This is a genomic window from Armatimonadota bacterium (genome assembly GCA_023511795.1).
Lineage (GTDB): Bacteria > Armatimonadota > UBA5829 > DTJY01 > DTJY01 > JAIMAU01.
The window spans coordinates 18,495-35,630 of sequence record JAIMAU010000020.1 but is presented as its reverse complement, the minus strand read 5'-3'; the positions used below and the strand labels follow the sequence as shown (position 1 = coordinate 35,630).

11 protein-coding genes and 1 tRNA gene are annotated in these 17,136 nt (G+C 44.8%); 3 read left to right on the top strand and 9 right to left on the bottom strand.

What is annotated here, in order from left to right:
- Positions 1–66: 66 nt before the first annotated feature.
- The 6 genes from K6T99_11685 to K6T99_11660 all read right to left on the bottom strand — a co-directional run bounded on the left by K6T99_11685 (position 67) and on the right by K6T99_11660 (position 7,855).
- Positions 67–142: transfer RNA gene (locus K6T99_11685), tRNA-Asn, on the bottom strand.
- Between the two features lie 106 nt (positions 143–248).
- Complete coding sequence (locus tag K6T99_11680; GenBank protein ID MCL6520479.1) at positions 249–1,256, bottom strand: glycosyltransferase; 1,008 nt, start codon at positions 1,254–1,256, stop codon at positions 249–251.
- The gene (locus K6T99_11675) at positions 1,253–3,055 is read right to left on the bottom strand and encodes a hypothetical protein (GenBank protein ID MCL6520478.1); all 1,803 of its coding nucleotides are present in this window, start codon (positions 3,053–3,055) and stop codon (positions 1,253–1,255) included. The genes K6T99_11680 and K6T99_11675 overlap by 4 nt, the downstream gene beginning before the upstream one ends.
- A complete protein-coding gene (locus K6T99_11670) occupies positions 3,052–5,523 on the bottom strand; it encodes a hypothetical protein (protein ID MCL6520477.1) in 2,472 nt (823 codons plus the stop codon). Before K6T99_11670 ends, K6T99_11675 begins: the two co-directional genes overlap by 4 nt.
- Positions 5,524–5,660: 137 nt before the next feature.
- On the bottom strand, positions 5,661–6,839 hold the full coding sequence (locus K6T99_11665; GenBank protein ID MCL6520476.1) for a PDZ domain-containing protein: 1,179 nt from the start codon (positions 6,837–6,839) through the stop codon (positions 5,661–5,663).
- A gap of 26 nt (positions 6,840–6,865) precedes the next feature.
- Positions 6,866–7,855, bottom strand: coding sequence for a CehA/McbA family metallohydrolase (locus K6T99_11660; GenBank protein ID MCL6520475.1), 990 nt, complete (start codon positions 7,853–7,855; stop codon positions 6,866–6,868).
- Between the two features lie 252 nt (positions 7,856–8,107).
- Here K6T99_11660 and K6T99_11655 point away from each other — a divergent pair, with 252 nt between their 5' ends.
- Positions 8,108–9,271, top strand: coding sequence for a hypothetical protein (locus K6T99_11655; protein ID MCL6520474.1), 1,164 nt, complete (start codon positions 8,108–8,110; stop codon positions 9,269–9,271).
- Positions 9,272–9,335: 64 nt separating this feature from the next.
- Here the strand turns inward: K6T99_11655 and htpX are convergent, their stop codons facing one another.
- On the bottom strand, positions 9,336–10,202 hold the full coding sequence (htpX, locus tag K6T99_11650; protein MCL6520473.1) for a zinc metalloprotease HtpX: 867 nt from the start codon (positions 10,200–10,202) through the stop codon (positions 9,336–9,338).
- 269 nt (positions 10,203–10,471) lie between these two features.
- Here htpX and K6T99_11645 point away from each other — a divergent pair, with 269 nt between their 5' ends.
- Both K6T99_11645 and hydF read left to right on the top strand, forming a co-directional pair.
- Positions 10,472–11,398 (top strand): Tat pathway signal protein, encoded by a 927-nt coding sequence (locus K6T99_11645; protein MCL6520472.1) that lies wholly within the window; start codon positions 10,472–10,474, stop codon positions 11,396–11,398.
- Between the two features lie 113 nt (positions 11,399–11,511).
- Positions 11,512–12,792 carry a [FeFe] hydrogenase H-cluster maturation GTPase HydF gene (hydF, locus tag K6T99_11640; protein ID MCL6520471.1) on the top strand — a complete coding sequence of 427 codons (1,281 nt, stop codon included), beginning with the start codon at positions 11,512–11,514 and terminating at the stop codon, positions 12,790–12,792.
- Between the two features lie 25 nt (positions 12,793–12,817).
- Here hydF and K6T99_11635 read toward each other — a convergent pair whose 3' ends face one another.
- Both K6T99_11635 and K6T99_11630 read right to left on the bottom strand, forming a co-directional pair.
- Complete coding sequence (locus tag K6T99_11635) at positions 12,818–14,962, bottom strand: tetratricopeptide repeat protein (GenBank protein ID MCL6520470.1); 2,145 nt, start codon at positions 14,960–14,962, stop codon at positions 12,818–12,820.
- A 41-nt stretch (positions 14,963–15,003) separates the two neighbouring features.
- Positions 15,004–17,133: a tetratricopeptide repeat protein gene (locus tag K6T99_11630; protein MCL6520469.1), complete on the bottom strand. Its 2,130-nt coding sequence runs from the start codon at positions 17,131–17,133 to the stop codon at positions 15,004–15,006.
- Between the last annotated feature and the right edge of the window lie 3 nt (positions 17,134–17,136).

The window sequence follows — 17,136 nt, the reverse complement described above, 5'->3', positions numbered from 1 at the left end:
GGGCGTCCACCCGAAATAGGGCTACTTTCTTTATGTGAATCTGAGATACGCTCTCAGACACCAATCTGGCTCCCCGGACAGGACTCGAACCTGTAACATCCTGGTTAACAGCCAAGCGCTCTGCCGATTGAGCTACCGGGGAATATTATAAAGTATTTCACGCTTGCGCTGATTATTATAACACGACACCGCCATTTTGTCTATATCATGCAACAAAAATATCGGCAATTTTGAGCCATTTTTATATCTCACGCTGCACAAATAAAATCTTGCAATTCTTTTCGGTTTGTCTCAATCAATTGTCTTCGAATAAGGTAGCGCGCCCCCTCTGAGGCTACGGCGGCAATAACAAAAGCATCTGCAAATATTTCTAAATCCTCGGGTCGAATTATGGGCACACCACGAACGACTTGTCCTATTTTGTTAGCGTCAATATCAACAACTGCCGTGAGCTTTACGCCTTCTCTAATCAGATGCTTCATGAGTCGCTTGCCTGTCATGCCTGCTCCCCAGATAATTATCGGGCGTGATTGCGGCAAGTATTGAGCAAGGAAATGAGCTTTTAATCGCATGAAGTTTTCAAGCGAATAGCGCGAGTCAGCGAATGTTAGTCTGCCGGGGGTTTCCCGCCAAAACAGCAAAACTCTGCGAATTTTTGCAAAGCGCTTCCCTGCCATGTAAAACCTCAACCAAAGATCATAGTCCTCAGGCCAGCCTATGTCGCGGTAACCGCCAAGCATGCGTAGGTCTGATGCTCGCATCATAACGCTAGGATGTGCAAGCGGGCTTTCGATAAAGATATCCCTCGAAATGTCTTCATGGCTAATGAGAGAATTTAGCCATTCTTCGTATCGAAGGAAGCCTTTTTTGACCTTCGGCCTTGGAAATGAGCGAACAAGACATCCGCAAACGCTAACGTTCTGGTGGGTTTGCATGAATTCGATTTGCAATCGAAGCCTATCGGGATGAGAAACATCGTCGGCGTCCATGCGAGCAATGAACTTACCCTTGCATTCGGCAAACCCAATGTTGAGTGCGTTTACAATCCCTGAATGCGGAATGTGTATAACCCTTATTCTCGCGTCTTGTTTTGCCCAGCGGTCAAGGATATCGGCGGTACCGTCGGCAGAACCATCGTCTATCGCCACTACCTCAAAGCTGGCGAATGTCTGCCTTATCAAGCTCTCAATTGCTTGATTGAGTGTATTGGCGGCGTTGAATGCTGGAAGCAGAACCGAAATGATTGGGGTACTCATTGCCCTATTTGTCGGGAAAGTAGGAAACAACGCGCATCAATGATTTCGTTTATCTTGAAAGACAGCATGTCTTCTTGGAGTTGGCTTTCAATCAAATCTCCGCTATCAAGTGCGACAACTTTCAAAGCATTGGCATCTAACCAAGGGGGAATTTTTACTGTTACTATTGCTTCTCGCACCGGCCGAGCGGCAAAAGTTTCGAGGGATGAGCGATGGCTAAGGTTGATAAGTACCACTACGATTTTATCACCGCATAGGATTGCGCCTGGAAGGACATTGGGAGTATTGCATTTTGCCCAATTGGCTGGTGCAGGCGTGCCAATTGCGGCTACTTCCCCTACCCTTCTCAATTCGTTGTGTAGGGTTGTCATGGCATCCCAGAGTGTTTTCACGCGTCCGCCTTCGCCGCCGCCAGTCGAGCCTGAGTGGATGTAATGGATGATTCCGCGTGCACCGCCCAATACCATGGCATAGCACTGAAGGCGCATTTCTTCTATAGTAGGCGCGCGTCCAGAACGGCGTTCGCCGAGGTTGAAAAATTGGGTAACCATGAAAAATGGCTTTGGTTCAGTAGCCAATTTAAGCTTTTCGATTGTTTCGAGAAGATCCCTGAGAAATGGTGGTCGTGTGTATGTTTCCTGACCAGCTTCGCTTCTTAAAAAGTTTCCTAGAGAATATCGATGAGTTGCAATAACATCGGCTATTTCGCCGTAAACTCGGTAATTTTGGGGTCGAAAGGTATTATCTAACTGCACGAAGGTATAGTGTTCAGGGTCGACTTTTGCGCAAAACTCATCCCTAGCAGCTAGCTCCATTGCGCTTATACCAAGCTGTCTTCCTCCATAATGGTCTGCAACGTCTGGTTCATCTACAAGATGGTGGTATAAGAACGCCTGCTTGTTTTTGATTTCTTCGATATTTTTTCTAGCAATATCCTCATTGAAGTTCACAATTTTGCCAGCAGAGCGGTCAACCAGCGGTTCGGGGATATATTTAGCACCAACGCTTATGCGATGTTTTGACATAATTTCAAGGATGTCAGGTTGCACGACACCGAAAGATAGGTAGTGATTGCATCCATGGGTTGACCAATCGGCGATATTCTCAGCAGTCGGCGTGCCGTAAACGCCAATTAAAAACTCCGCCGGCATTGCACGAATCTGATAGGCAGTTGAAAGTCCGTCAATCGATTTAGCTTCGATGACGTGAAACGAATTCTTGGCAAGCGGCTTTTCCAAGACAATTCTTGTAAAGGCCAATCCGTCGTATGCTTTAGCAGGCCAAGGCGAGGCAAATCTGTGTACATCTTTGCCGTCGAGTAGTATGCTTTTGATAAGCGATGACTTTGTGGGGTTTGCCCAACGAACATATACATCAATTGTTTTAAGATCAGGCGCAAAGCGAATTGCTTGGAATCTTAATGGCTCGGCGACACATCGGATGACCGTTTTTATGGTTTCGCCGTTAGTCGTACGAATTTCCACCGTTTTTGACTTGTTGGTTGGTGTTGAAAGAGTGATTAAGATGTTAGCGATTTCACCCGGAGCAATAGTGTTGGGACGCATGCGGTACCAGAGCACATCTTGCGGACGATTTACATTATGTTCATCAATTGTGGCGCAGTCAAAATCGTCTACTATCGGTGGAAGTAGCCTTACAGGTTGTCTGCCTTGGTTTTTGAGAAACACGTGTAGGCTGGCATTTGGATCGCGGTAATATGCCTTCGTAATTGTAAGTTTGCCATGTACACTCATGGGAATGGCGCAAATTAATGCTAGAGTGAAAAGAGCTACCCTCATTTTCGTGTCCTTGATAACTGAAGTCGGATTGTGACAATTTCACGTGGACGCATTTCTATTGCAAAAGCACCATTTTGAACTGGAAGTTTGCCTATGGGATTCTCAACGATGTCCAGTAGCTCAGCTGACTTAATTTTCAAAAATCCAGAGGATATCTGTATCTCAGATTGCCTATTTTTGTTTTCCATTAAACGAATTACGTACCCACTTCCGACTTCCGCTTTTTTGAAGGTGAGAAGAGAGAACCCGTCGCCATCCAGTTTGATGAATTGGGCGGATGATGGGAGGTTACCATTTGGGTTTGCTTTAATTGGTTTTGCAATCAGCGGGTTTGCTTCGGATTCCAAAAAGTGGATGACGTTTTCGGCGCCTGGCTTGTGTATATAAAATGCTGTCTCGAATGTAAGTACATTGGGTGCGTCGGGCTCCACAATTACCCTTCCAATTCCTTCCTTGTACTTCGCTTCATCATGTTTACTCAAAAGCCGCACCATAAGTTCAGTAGTTTGGGGTGGGATTGGCGTGCCCCAAATCCAGTTGATGTTTCCAAATTCCCAATTGAACGCCTGCCTAGAGAAGAAAGACACAGCTATCTCAGAGCCGGCGATGTCACCACCATGTTGAACGTTGAGTATGCAGTTGGCTTTCGGCATGTAATCGGTATAAGGATTGAGCAATCCGGCAGGTGTATCGAATGTTAACTTGCCATTGGGAATGTTGAATGGATAGGCGATATCATATTTTATTGAACCGTCATCGTATGAAGCATAAGGTGTTCGCTGTAGGTTGAACTTATGCTTGAATCTTACTATAGGTTCGCCAGCGTACAAGGTAATTTCTGTTTTTGAAAGCGGTGATTTTGCATCTGTGATGATTAGGCTAGCGGCCAGCGGGCTAGTTTGCCTTATTCTTATTGAAGGTTTGCTAAAGTTTACGGGCCCATTGTATTCTTTTGATGCTTGAACGAGCTGCCCAAAGCCGTACTTGGATTTTCGGTCAACTAATTCCAAACCTGTACGTTTATCTTTTAGGCTAGCAACAAAGCCGTTTTTGTCTACCTCGATGCGGAGATATTCGTTTTCCAAAAAATTTGCACCTATGGCAAGATGGGATTTATAAGTTTGGGGTGGCCCATAACACCTGTAGCCAAGGCCCGGCACATCTTTAGCAAGTATAAATGTGTCGCCGACTTGAATTACACCTGTTCGTATATGCGGCGTAGGATTCCAAACAAAAAAGCTATCTTTGTGGATTTTGACGTGCGCTAGAAGCGTGCTGATTGAGTTCTGAAGCACGTTTGACGTAAGTTTGGAAGCCGTCTGCGCATACCGTTGGGCAGTAATGTTACCTTCGCGTGTTTGCTCGGCAGTAAGTGTTCCAGGCCAACCGCCGCCACCAGAGTGTTCGTCATACGTAATTACGTTCTCCCATGCGGATTCGATTTGTTGTTTTGGGTATTTCCTAAGCTCTAGTGCTTCAATGAACGAAGCAATAGCTTCGGCGCATGGAAGTTCATCGTGAACTTGCCTCGACAAAGCAGTTCCATATGGGGTGCCTTGAGCATTTTGGTCCCAAAGTCCTGACCAATCACCTCGATATACAGGAAAGAGATCGCCATATTTGGCTTCCATGTGTGAGAAAAATTCGTCAGGCTGGGATATTACCATTTTTGGTGATTCATGTTTAGAGTTCCATTCTCTTGCGCCTTCAGTCATAGCAAGATTTGTGCGGCCATTGTCGCCCGTTCCTGCAATTATGAGGATGGCATCGTAAGGATAGCCAGCTTCCTCCAAACGTTGAAGCAGTTTTGGCACGGTTTCTTCGGCACGGCCGCCTTTACCCCAGCCATATTCCCAAAGCCCTAAAAGATAGCCGCTTTCTTTTCCTATAAAGTCGGAGCATATCCATGTGAGAACGCGGCTACCGTCAGGACCTTCCCAGTAGAATGGCCTGTCTTTTACTGGAATTTCAGCACCAGCACCGATGAAGTTATTAACGCCCATTAACAAGTACTTTACGCCGCTTTTTTTTAGGGCTTGAGGATAAGCCCACGTTGCTCCTGGTATGTCATTCTGAATTGCAGTCTTTATTTCGACGCCGTAATCCCTTTTAAGGCGTGCAGCGAAATAAAAAGAACGGCAAATTTCTTCCGCACCCATAATGCTACTCCACATGCCAGCATAGCACGCAGTAAGCCCAATGCGTCCACTTTTAACGAGCGACATTAGATGTGCAATTTGGTCTGACGTCTTGCCTTTCATCCACTGTTCAAGCTGCCAAAGGCTTTCAATTGTCCATTTGTAATCTTTATCTTTTTCGCAAAGCGCAATTACTTCGTCGATTGTTTTGGCAGATACCCTGGCTACTGCCGCTTGAGTATTGGTAAATCCAATATCAAGGTGTGAAAGTTGGACAATATAAATTGTCTTAACTGGTGAGCGAGTGAGAATTGACGTATCAGCCTGCAAAATAGTTGCCTCCAAAAAAAAGCCAAGAGTTAAGATTAAACTTATCAACAAGCGGTAAATCACCATGGATTGTTTTATCTCCCCAACTGTTTTCTAGCATATAAGGAACTGGGTGGTCAATAATCGATACCTGCATGTTAATGAAATGCAGGCTTGGAGACAACCATTAAGTGGTATTTACTGCGAACCCCAGCACGTTCCACCTCCACCGAAATTCGTTCTCTTGGCCGACGTGCGGCGATGTAGTGGACTAGCCATGCAGAGGATGGAACGTGCTGTCCATCAACGGACGTAATTATATCTCCTGCTTTCAAGCCCCATTTTTCAGCAGGGCCGCCGGAATAAACAGCGGCAATTTTTACTTTTTGGCTAGCGTCCACTGTTTCTATTCCAAGCCAGGTCGGCTGGTAGGTTCTTAAAAATTCTTTTAGGTCAGTACCAGTTATTTTATTGACAGCCCTGAGAAGCGTGCTTCCGTTTATGTAACGGTGCTTTAAAGCAGCTTCGACAATCTGGGCGATTACATGGTCTCCATATCTATTCGTTAATTCATGAATTAACCCAAGAGAAGCGAGGTAATAGGCTCTTTCGTTTGCTGTGTATTCTTTACAGTTATTCCAATCTAAAAGAAGCCCACGGATGCGTGAGAGTTCGGCATATATATCAGCTGGCGGCTGATATTCTTCGCCAAACAGTTCGCGGTTTAGGATTTCGCCTGCTAATTCAGAAACTCCATCGCGAAACCATCGAGTTTCGTTGACTAATCCTCCGCCGAATATGCAATAGTCGCCAAGGAAAAGCTCTCGTCTGCTGAGCGACGCAAGCATGGATGCTTCGGTTAGCTCATGTGCTATTCCGCTACTCCATTCCGAAAGAACTACGCCATTTGGCAAAATAATCAATGGCAACTTCAGTTCGCGTTGTTTACGAAGCGATATGCGAAGGCGATAGCCGCAAGATGTGTTTGTAACAGGAACGAGATATACGATTGGTTTGAAAGCCCAAGTTATGCCTGTTCGCTCTGCTATTTTAATTCGCGCTTTTTCAAATGCATCGGCTACCTGTTTGGCAAGCGCAGACATTCCATTTGGGTAGTGAACAATGACGTTTGGGTGTTCAACAAAAGCAACATAATTTTGAGAAGCGATTAAGGTGGCAGTGTCTACCTTCTCATCGCCAATGCCAAGATCCATGTGCATCGGGAAAAGGTGCGTGCGAGGATTGGTGTATTGAAGTTCGCGCATGACTGGTTCGCACCCGCAAACTACTGCCACTGTGATTCCTATGACAATCAGCCGAAGACTGGATATTACCATGCTGAAAGTTATCCTTTTGAGAATGGCTAATCAATCCGGAATGCTTGGGTCCAGGCAACGGTTTCATCAGAGCAGATTACTTTGCAGCGGATATATGAATTTGGTTCTTGCTTTCCAGTTACTTTATATATTGCCGATGTACCCATTGTTTCTTGGAGTATGCTTCCCCATTTGCCTACGAATCGAATCATATACGACTTGCCTGGCTTTGGACGCACCTTAATATAGAATCTTTCGCCATCAAAAGAATAGTCCTCAAGTTCAACACCGGTCGACGCATAGAAATCACCCTTTGACAATGCTGTTAACACTGCTTTAGGTGTCAACTCTGGCACTTTTGCTACTATCCACCCTTTTCCAGGGCCGTTTGGTCCAGTAGGGCCGTCTTTGATTGAATGCATGTCGTCGGTTGCCGAGGCATAAACCTCCTTGCCATTTGACAATAAGTAGTCCCAAATTTGTTCAGTTGAGAGTCGTGCAAAATTTCCTTCATTTAGACTGCCGTTGCCCATATTGGCAATCTCAAGAATGTACGGTCCATCGATATAAAGCAGGTCAATGTGCAAAAGGCCTTTTTCCCAATTTGGGTGATTGACCATTGGTATTCCACCCGCGTCTCGAATGGTTTCAACAAGACGACGTACACTTCTTCCTGCATTAAGAGTTCTGTTTGGGGCTTTAATTGTCTCTGTTATGCCAAAAGCATTTGCATGAATTGGCGACCCCTTGCCTGGCATTGCCAGTTCCTCCCCTGTGATGAGAATGAAGTTGTCGTTCGGATTGTTATCCAAGGGAAGTGGGTCTGTCAATTTCTCATGATCCGTGATTGCTAGAAAATTATAGCCATTTTCTCTATACCAATCGGCTATTACTTGTGGCGGACTGTCGCCATCACTATTGGTTGTGTGGGTATGGAGACTTCCCCTAGCCCATGTCCATTTTTCTACTTTTGCGGCGCTTGAAATAGTGCCAGCTATGAAGAAAAGTAGTAAGGATGTAAAGAATATGCGGTTCAACTTTATACTCCTTCTTTAGTATTAGCGTTTGGTGTGAAGATTTTTTAGTCATCTTCAAAACGCATTTGCGCTGCATACTATTTGTCGATTTTATATTCACCGCTTGGCCGTTTATCTCCTTTACTCATTTTTGCCCTAGAACTTAACAGAAGCTATAATGTATTTCTGAGGTCGGAGTGCAAATTGGAGTTTGGTCAAAATGTGATTTTGCTTACTTTTTGTGGATTAGCAGTTTGAGGCAGGTCTAGAACAATGTTGGAAATGGACTTCAAATTACACAATCAGGAAGTTAAAGAAGTATGGGACGCTTATCATGCTGGTAAGCCTATTCGCGTTCCTGTGGTGCTTGGTCTAAACGTGAGATACTACCTTTTCACTCCTTGGCTCAATCCTCGGCAAATTACTTTTAAAGAGTACTCTGAAAATCCTGAACTTATGCTAGAAACTCAGCTTGAATTTCAATACTATGTTAGACACAATCTTCTCTTTGACGCCGAAATGGGGATGCCTAGAGAAGCTTGGCCAGCTGTTTATGTTGACCTTCAGAACACATATGAAGCTTCATGGTTTGGTTGCCCGGTGCGCTATTATGATGGCCAAGTTCCAGATACTGAGCCGATATTGACAGATGACCGAAAGCGTCTGCTTTTTGACAAGGGTGTGCCGGACCCATTTAAGGATGGGTCGATGGAAAAGAACTTGCGCTTTTATGAAATATTGAAGGAAAAAATTAAGAATTTTACTTTCATGGGTCTGCCGATATCAGATGTCATCCCTTCAGGATTGGGAACCGATGGGCCGTTTACCGCTGCTGCAAGTTTAAGGGGCGCGACCGAGATATGCATGGACATTTATGAGGATCCTCAGTATGTGCATGAACTACTTGATTTTATAACAGAGGCAACAATAATAAGAATTAAAGCTTGGAGAAAGATGCTTGGGTATGAAATTAAGCCCAGGTGTTGGGGTATAGCAGATGACAGCATTCAGCTTATCTCGTGCGAGGCTTATAGAGAATTCGTTCTTCCGCGTCACAAACGCCTTTTTGAGGAACTTGCAGGCGCTGGGCCGCACAGTATACATCTCTGTGGTGATGCCACAAGACACTTCAAGATAATTCGCGATGAGCTTAACGTAATGACATTTGACACCGGCTTCCCCGTAGACTTTGGCTCTTTAAGGCAAGAGTTGGGCCCGGACGTTCAAATCAACGGAGGGCCTTCAGTGCAATTCCTTCTTCGGGCAACGCCTGCTGAAGTGCGCGAAGAAGTTCGCCGTATACTTTCCACGGGCATTATGAATGGCGGCCGGTTTGTTTTGCGAGAGGGTAACAACCTTGCACCAGGTACGCCAGTGGAAAATGTTAATGCTATGTATATTGCCGCACGAGAGTTTGGAAAATATGACAACTGGTGATTAAGACGTCTACACAAAAAGGGAGCTGAAAACCAGCTCCCTTTTATTAGATTTGCAAACTTGGCTACACTGTTTGCCCCATCTTTTCAGCTATTGCTCTGAGCCGATTGACGCGGTCAGGGATTGGGGGATGTGTGCTGAAGAGGCTAAGAATCCCTCCTCCACGAAGTGGATTCACTATGAACATATGCGCCGTGGATGGATTCACTTCTGCTGGCACGAATTTTGCAGCGTTTTCGAGTTTTATAAGTGCATTGGCTAAGCTGAGTGGCTTGCCACTAATTATTGCTCCTGTTGCGTCGGCTTGATATTCGCGCGAGCGCGATATTGCCAATTGGATTAGCATCGCGGCAATGGGTGCTATGAAAGCAGTAATAAGAAGAGCAAGTCCGCCACCGCCATTCCTATTATCATCCGACCGACCCATACTGCCGAAAATCGCTGCCCACCGAGCCATGTTTGCGAGCATCATGATTGCTCCGGCCAATGTAGCAGCAATTGTTGAAATTAAGATGTCTCTGTTCTTCACGTGCGCCAATTCATGAGCGAGCACACCTTCAACCTCATCACGGTCAAGTATTCTGAGAAGTCCCTCGGTCACTGCAACAGCCGCATTTTCAGGATTGCGACCGGTTGCAAATGCGTTGGGCATTTCACCGGGAATAATGTAGAGTTTTGGCATTGGGAGACCGGCTTCCATTGTTAGCCGTCTTATAAGAGAGTACAAACCGGGTGACTCGGCCTCGCTTATTGGCTTTGCACCATACATTGCAAGCACAATCTTGTCGCTGTACCAATACGCAAGCCCGTTCATCGCTAAAGCAAATATAAAAGCCCAAACTGTCCCTCTGGGGCCTCCAACCATGCCTCCAACAAGGACTATGAGAATTGTTAACGCTGCCAATAAAATACCTGTTTTTAGCGAATTCATAGAACATCCAACTCCTTTAAACTTTCACGGATAATATACCTGAATATGACTGACAAGTCAACTATTCTAGTTGTGTTTTTAAAAAGGGCGAAAGACCCATCTGCTACCATTTTAAAATCGATTATGGTAATCTTTTTTGTCGGCAGTTTCTTTCTTTTAATTTTTACCCTAATTCTAGCTGAGCTAGTCAAACTAAGCCACCAGTTTCTTGGTTACTTTAAATGAAGTTTCTGCTTTATTGAAGCAGAATAAACAAGAAAGGAGCTAATATGAAAGACGACAGAATTTGGGCTTATTTAATCCATCTTGGCTTCAATTTTTGGGCAGACCGTGAAGCCCCTGAGTGGAACTTGCCTCACATTACCGCACGGCCGTATATGCGTTTTAACCGGGAATTATGGGAGCGACTGATTCCAAAGTTTGCAGAAGCTGGAATAAACACGCTCGTCATTGATCTTGGCGAGGGTGTCAGGTACGAGAGTCATCCTGAACTAGCCGCGAGAGATGCCTGGACAGTGAAAGAGCTAAAGGCCGAACTTGCACATCTTCGTAACCTTGGCATCGAACCGATTCCGAAAATGAACTTTTCTGCGTGCCATGACGTCTGGCTAGGACCCTATTCTCGAATGCTAAGCACTGACACGTACTACGGAGTCTGCAGAGATCTCATCCAAGAGGCTATTGAAATTTTTGATAAACCACGTCTTTTTCATCTAGGCATGGATGAGGAAACGGCTGCACACCAAGCAATGTATGATTATGTTGTAATCCGTCAGCATGATTTGTGGTGGCATGATTTTTTGTTTCTTGTAGAACAGGTTGAAAAAGGCGGCGCACGTGCATGGATTTGGTCTGATTATTTATGGGTGCACCCGGATGAGTTCATAGCAAAGATGCCAAAATCAGTGCTTCAAAGTAATTGGTACTATGGTGAGTCTTTTTCACCAGAAATTAGTTATGTAAAGGCATACCTCGATTTAGAAAAGCACGGCTATGACCAAGTTCCTACTGGGAGCAATTGGACGGTTCCCACGAATTTTGGAGATACGGTTAAATTTGCGAAGGAGAATATTGCGCCGGAAAGACTTAAAGGTTTTCTTCAAACAGTTTGGCGGCCATTGCTCCCTGATTGCTTCGAACGGCATATAAGAGCCATTGAACAGGTAGGCGCCGCGGCGAGAAGCGAGTTTATATAGTGAATTAGCACTCTTTGCCGAGCTTAGTGGTGAAATGCTAAAATAAAGCAGTGCTTTGATCAACAGGGCAAAGCACTTTGAGTTTGTATCCAGCCAACGGGAGTGAAATTGCAATGCCTAGTTTGAATCAAACTCCATCTGGGGAGCGATTGCATATAAGCATATTTGGGCGCAGGAACTCGGGGAAATCATCTCTTATTAATGCATTAACCGGTCAGAAAGTGGCAATTGTTTCTGATATTCCTGGCACAACAACCGACCCCGTGTCCAAAGCAATGGAGATACTTCCCATTGGACCGGTGGTTATTACAGACACTGCAGGTATTGACGACGTTGGGGCGCTTGGCGAGCTTCGTGTTGAGAAGACACTAAGAGTGTTAGAAAAAACTGACCTAGCAGTTTTGCTTATTGAAGCAAAGCAAGCTCCTGGCGAATGGGAAGATAAGCTAGCTAATATGGCTGGCAATCGTCAAATTCCATTAATTGTAGTCGAGTCAAAGAGCGATTTTATCGCGGGAGATAATAACAAAGCTATGAGTCAGGCCGAAGTTTGGGCACGCAAACGCTCTCTCCCTTTTGTTCGTGTCTCATCTGCAACTGGTGAGAATATTGGAGTTTTAAAGCAAGAATTGATTGCAAATGCGCCTGCAGGATTCTGTGAACCAACAATAATTGGTGACCTTATTAACCCTGGTGAAATTGTTGTCCTGGTGGTACCGATTGATTCAGCAGCACCAAAGGGCAGATTGATTCTCCCACAAGTAATGACCCTGCGCGACGTTCTCGACCATGGCGCCTATGCTGTTGTTGCCAAGGAAAGCGAATTAAAGGCGGCATTGGCGAGCCTCAGCCGTAAACCAAAAATAGTTGTAACCGATTCCCAAGCATTCAAAAGGGTGGCTGAAGATACTCCACCCGACATATGGATGACGAGTTTTTCCATATTAATGGCACGCTATAAAGGCGACCTTGCAGAGTTTGTAAAAGGTGCGCAAGCGCTTAAAAGTCTAAAGCCGGGTGATCGTGTGCTCATCTCCGAAGGATGTACGCATCACCGACAAAAAGATGACATTGGCAGTGTGCAAATCCCTCAATATTTAACGCGCATGATTGGCGGCGAGTTGGAGTTTGGTTTTAGCTCTGGAGTTGAGTTTCCGTCAGATATTCAGAGTTACAAAGTAATTGTTCACTGTGGAGGTTGCACGCTCAACCGCCGTGAAATGTGTTTTCGCCAGAAGCAGGCACGTGAAGCCGGGGTACCAATGACGAATTACGGGGTCACACTAGCCTATATCCATGGCATCCTCAGTCGTGCACTTGCCCCCTTCCCTTCTGTCAAGACGATTTGGGATGATTCTGAACGGGCAATGTCAAGCAGTTTAAAGAAAGAATAATTTTAGTCAATACTTCATTGCTTTGCTAAGGTTTTTGCATCTTTTGCGAGAGTGCTTTGAGGAAGTTTGGATGTGGCTCAACGCCATATTTACGAGCAAGCTGTACCTCTAGCCATGCATCAGAATATCTTCCGACCAAGAAGAGGCATACCGCCATGTTGCGGTGGGCTCCCCCAAAGTTTGGTTTTAGATGTGCGGCTTTAGAGTACTCAGCGATTGCTTCATCATATCTCTTTAGCCTAAATAAAGCATTTGCCAACCCATAATGGGCTTCTACAGATTCTGGATTAGCTTTTATAGCTTGTGAAAAGATATCAGCAGCCTCATCGAATTTGCCTAAGCGACTAAGAGCTATGCCTAGACCAATACATGCTCTTGCAAAATCAGGCCTCAATCGGACTGCTTCTTTATACTCTTCGATTGCATTTTCAATTTTACCCTGGGCCATGAAGGCGTCGCCAAGGTTTGCGTGCGCTTCCATAAAGCCTGGTCTTAGACGAATGGCTAGTCTATATTCCTTAATTGCCTCCTCAGCCTTGCCTAATCGGTATAGTGCATAGCCAAGATTTCCATGACCAGCTGCATCATATGGATTGAAAGAAATGGCTTTATGGTAATACTCAATGGCTTTTTGGAAGTCTCCTTTAGATACATAGATGTTTCCAAGATTGACGTACGCGCTCGAATAGTTGGGCTTTGCTTTTATTGCTCTTTGGTAGAACTCTGTTGCTTCATCTAGTTTGCCCTGGTTTGCTAGAAGGAATCCCATGTTATTGTTTGCTTCTGCATCCTCTGGGCGGACTTCGAGTGCGCGTCCAAGGTATTCTGCTGCCTTGTCAATTTCTCCCTTTGAAATAAACACTACCGCCATGTTGTTACACGCGATGTAACTCCGGGGGTTAACACTTAATGCATGCTCAAACAAAGATATAGTGTTGTACCAATGATTTTGCTGAGAAAAAGCCAAAGTTGCAAAAACTCCAAGCGCCAATACCAATACACTTTTTGATAGGTTGCCCTTTAAGCGCAATGCTAGCCATGCAACAGCCAATGCCGGACCTAGCATTGGAAGGTATAAGTAACGGTCAGCAACTGTTGAGTAACTTTGGTAAACGAATGGTACAAAGCCAAGAACAGGTAGGAGGCCTGCTACTGTTACACAAATTGCAGCAAACCAGGGGGCTTTGTTTCGCTGTGTCCAAGCCATCACCGTAATCAAACACGGTGCAATCCAGGTTACGTATCCCCACCAATTATCTAAAACATATGCAGGTGTGCGGCCATAGTCTGGACCGAGGTTAAACGGAAAAAATAGCTTGTAAAGGTAGAATGCTATTGCGTCTCCTGCCACAAAAGGCCGCTGCCATAGTTGCGGTACAAAGCTTACCTGTATATCTGGCTGAATTTTCTTCCCAATTATAATAAATGGTATGGCTAAAGCAATCCAAGGCAAAACATTAGTTACACTCTGTTTAAATGTCCTTTTTAATATTAAATAATCCAAAAACCATGCTAATAGGGGTACGGCAACCGCGCTTGGTTTTGCAAGCATGGCTAGGATGAAATATAACATCCCCAGGAAATAGCCTTTTTTGCCACCGTTAGTTTGTCCTGCGGCAGCACCAAGGTACATCCGAAGGGCAGCAAATGAGAAAAATGTTGATAATAATTCCTTCGCTCCTGTTGCCCATGCGACTGGCTCGACTTGGACAGGGTGAATTGCAAACACCAAAGCGCCTATTCCCCCTGCCCAAAACTCATGTGGGATGCCCAATATAGTCTTTTTTTCTGCCGGCGATATGTATTTTTTGATTAAAAAGAGAACAATGTTTAGCACAAGAAGAACATTTATCAAATGTAGCGATAAATTAAAGGCATGAAATGGAATAGGACTCATGCTAGGTCTATTAGGGGAAGGTGGCAGTTTGGCAATTAGCGAGATAATGCCCCATGAGTTATAAGTTAGGGGCATATAGAGCCCTTCGTAGTGGTGTCCCCAGAAGTACAGAAAGCTGTGCAGATTGAATGGATGATAGAAAGGATTTTGGTGGATGAGCATGTCATCATCCCAGGCAACAAACTCATGCCATAGGATTGGAATAAAGACGATTATTGTTATGCTGATGAGTGCGGATGGAACTAGCCATTCATTTTTCTTATTTATTTTCACTTTTTGCTTCTGGTTAAGTTTTGCCATAACGAATACAGAACCTACCCTCCTGGGTCCGGCATATGCTCTGACAGAGCGCGTATGAATTCAGGATGGGGGTTACCGCCGTTCTGTCGCGAAAGATATACATGATGCCAAGCGCCAGCATAATCACCCTTTTCAAATAATGCGATGGCAAGATTGTTATGGGCGTCTGCGAAGTCAGGCTTAAGGCGTATGACCTCGACATACTCCCCGATTGCTTCATCTAGCTTTCCCTGCCTTGAAAGGGTGTTTGCGAGATTGTAGTGGGCTTCAAATCGCTTTGGGTCCAAGCGAATTGCTTCTCGATAATGGCGAATAGCTTCATCAACGCGGTCCATTTTCGAAAGGATATTTGCTAGGTGATAGTGAGTGGCGTAGCTAGGCTTTAATCGAGCTGCGATGGAGAAGTGCTCGATGGCACCTTCGAAGTCAGTTTGGTTTTCAAGAATAACTGCAAGTTCATAATGAGCTTTTGCATCGTTGGGATTTGCTTTAATGGCCTCATAGAGACTCGTAGCTGTGTTTGTTTTCTTAGCACGTTGTGAAAGCGCAGTCTCTAGATTGCGTTTAATATCTAAATCATCGGGTTTAGCTTGCAACGCTTTCTTATATTCTTCGATTGCTTCATCGAGCCTACCTTGCTGTGACAAGATATTGCCAAGATTATTGTGCGCATAAGCATAGTTTGGGTCAGCTTTGACTGCTGCCCTGTAATATTTGGCTGCTTCAGAAAAGCGGCCGATGGCTACAAGTGCGTTTCCCATGTTGTAGTTTGTATCGGGGTCGTTGGGTTCGACTTCTAAGACTTTTTGAAAGTGGGCTATGGCTTGTTCGTATTGCTTTTTCTCAGAAAAAGCAACTCCAAGGTTATTGTGAACTACGTAGTTGGAGCCTGTAATTGGAAGAGTGTGGCCAAACAAAGCAATTGTGTCTTTCCAATAGCCCACTTGGCACCAAGTGCAAACAACAAAGACAGCAATTATAATGCATGTTATCGATGGCAGAATGGAGGACACTTTTTTGGCTTTTTCTTTTATTCGCGTGTTGAAGTAGTCAGGGATACCCCAGGCAAGTATTATAAATATGCCGATGAGTGGAATGTATGTGTACCTATCTGCCATTGCCTGGCGGCCTACTTGTATAATTCCGATTACTGGAACTAGAGTGCCGATGTACCAAAACCAACCAACGACCATGTAAGGTCGCCGGTGCATTTGTTTTATTACTAGCCAAGTAATTGCTAGGAATAAAATCGAAGCGAAAATTACTTTCAAAATGGGTAATCCATGTATTGAATGTGGGTAGAAAACCACTAGTGGCCAAGGCCAAATCATTTTGCCTATGTAGCGCATGTAAGATAGAAGAGCGTTTCCTATCCGCATGTCGAGCGGGATTTCCATTAGCGTTCCAACAGCCCCGCCTTCCTTTTGTGCGATAAAGGTTACAATGCTTGATGCAACAGCAAGCGCGAAAAGGGGAATCTTCTCGTTTAGAAGTTGCCTAACAATACTTCCTGGCTTAAGGACTAGGGTGTAACTTTTAAGGCTTATGCGTCCGAGGGGCCACCAGTCTAGTAGAAGTAGAACGAATGGAAGTGTTACAAGCATTGGTTTTGACATTAGGCCCAGTGCAAAAAATAGCACAACTGGGATATATGACCCGAGCTTTGGGCATCTGGAATATCGATAGTACGCCCACATTGTGATTAGCCAGAAAAATGTACTTAGAACGTCTTTTCGTTCTGAAACCCAGGCGACTGATTCGACATGCAAGGGATGCACGCCGAATAATGCGGCTACCAAAGCGGTTTTCCATATTGAGCCAGTCATCAATTTTAGGATGTGAAAAAGTAGCAGAACATTCGCCACATGCAAAAGAAGATTAGTAAGATGGTGTCCCCATGGCTTCATGTCATATACGCTACAATCGACCATGTGGGAAATCCAAGTCAGAGGATGCCAATTGGCAGCGTGGAATGCGGTGAAAGCCCATGCTAGGCCTTCGGGCGTTAGTCCTGCCTTAACATGTTCGTTGTGGGTTACGTATTTGTCATCATCATAGACCACAAAATCATTGACTAAAACACGTCCAAAGGCAGCAAAAGTTATTATAACTAGAAGAACATAGATTAGGTAATCTCGTCGCATCGC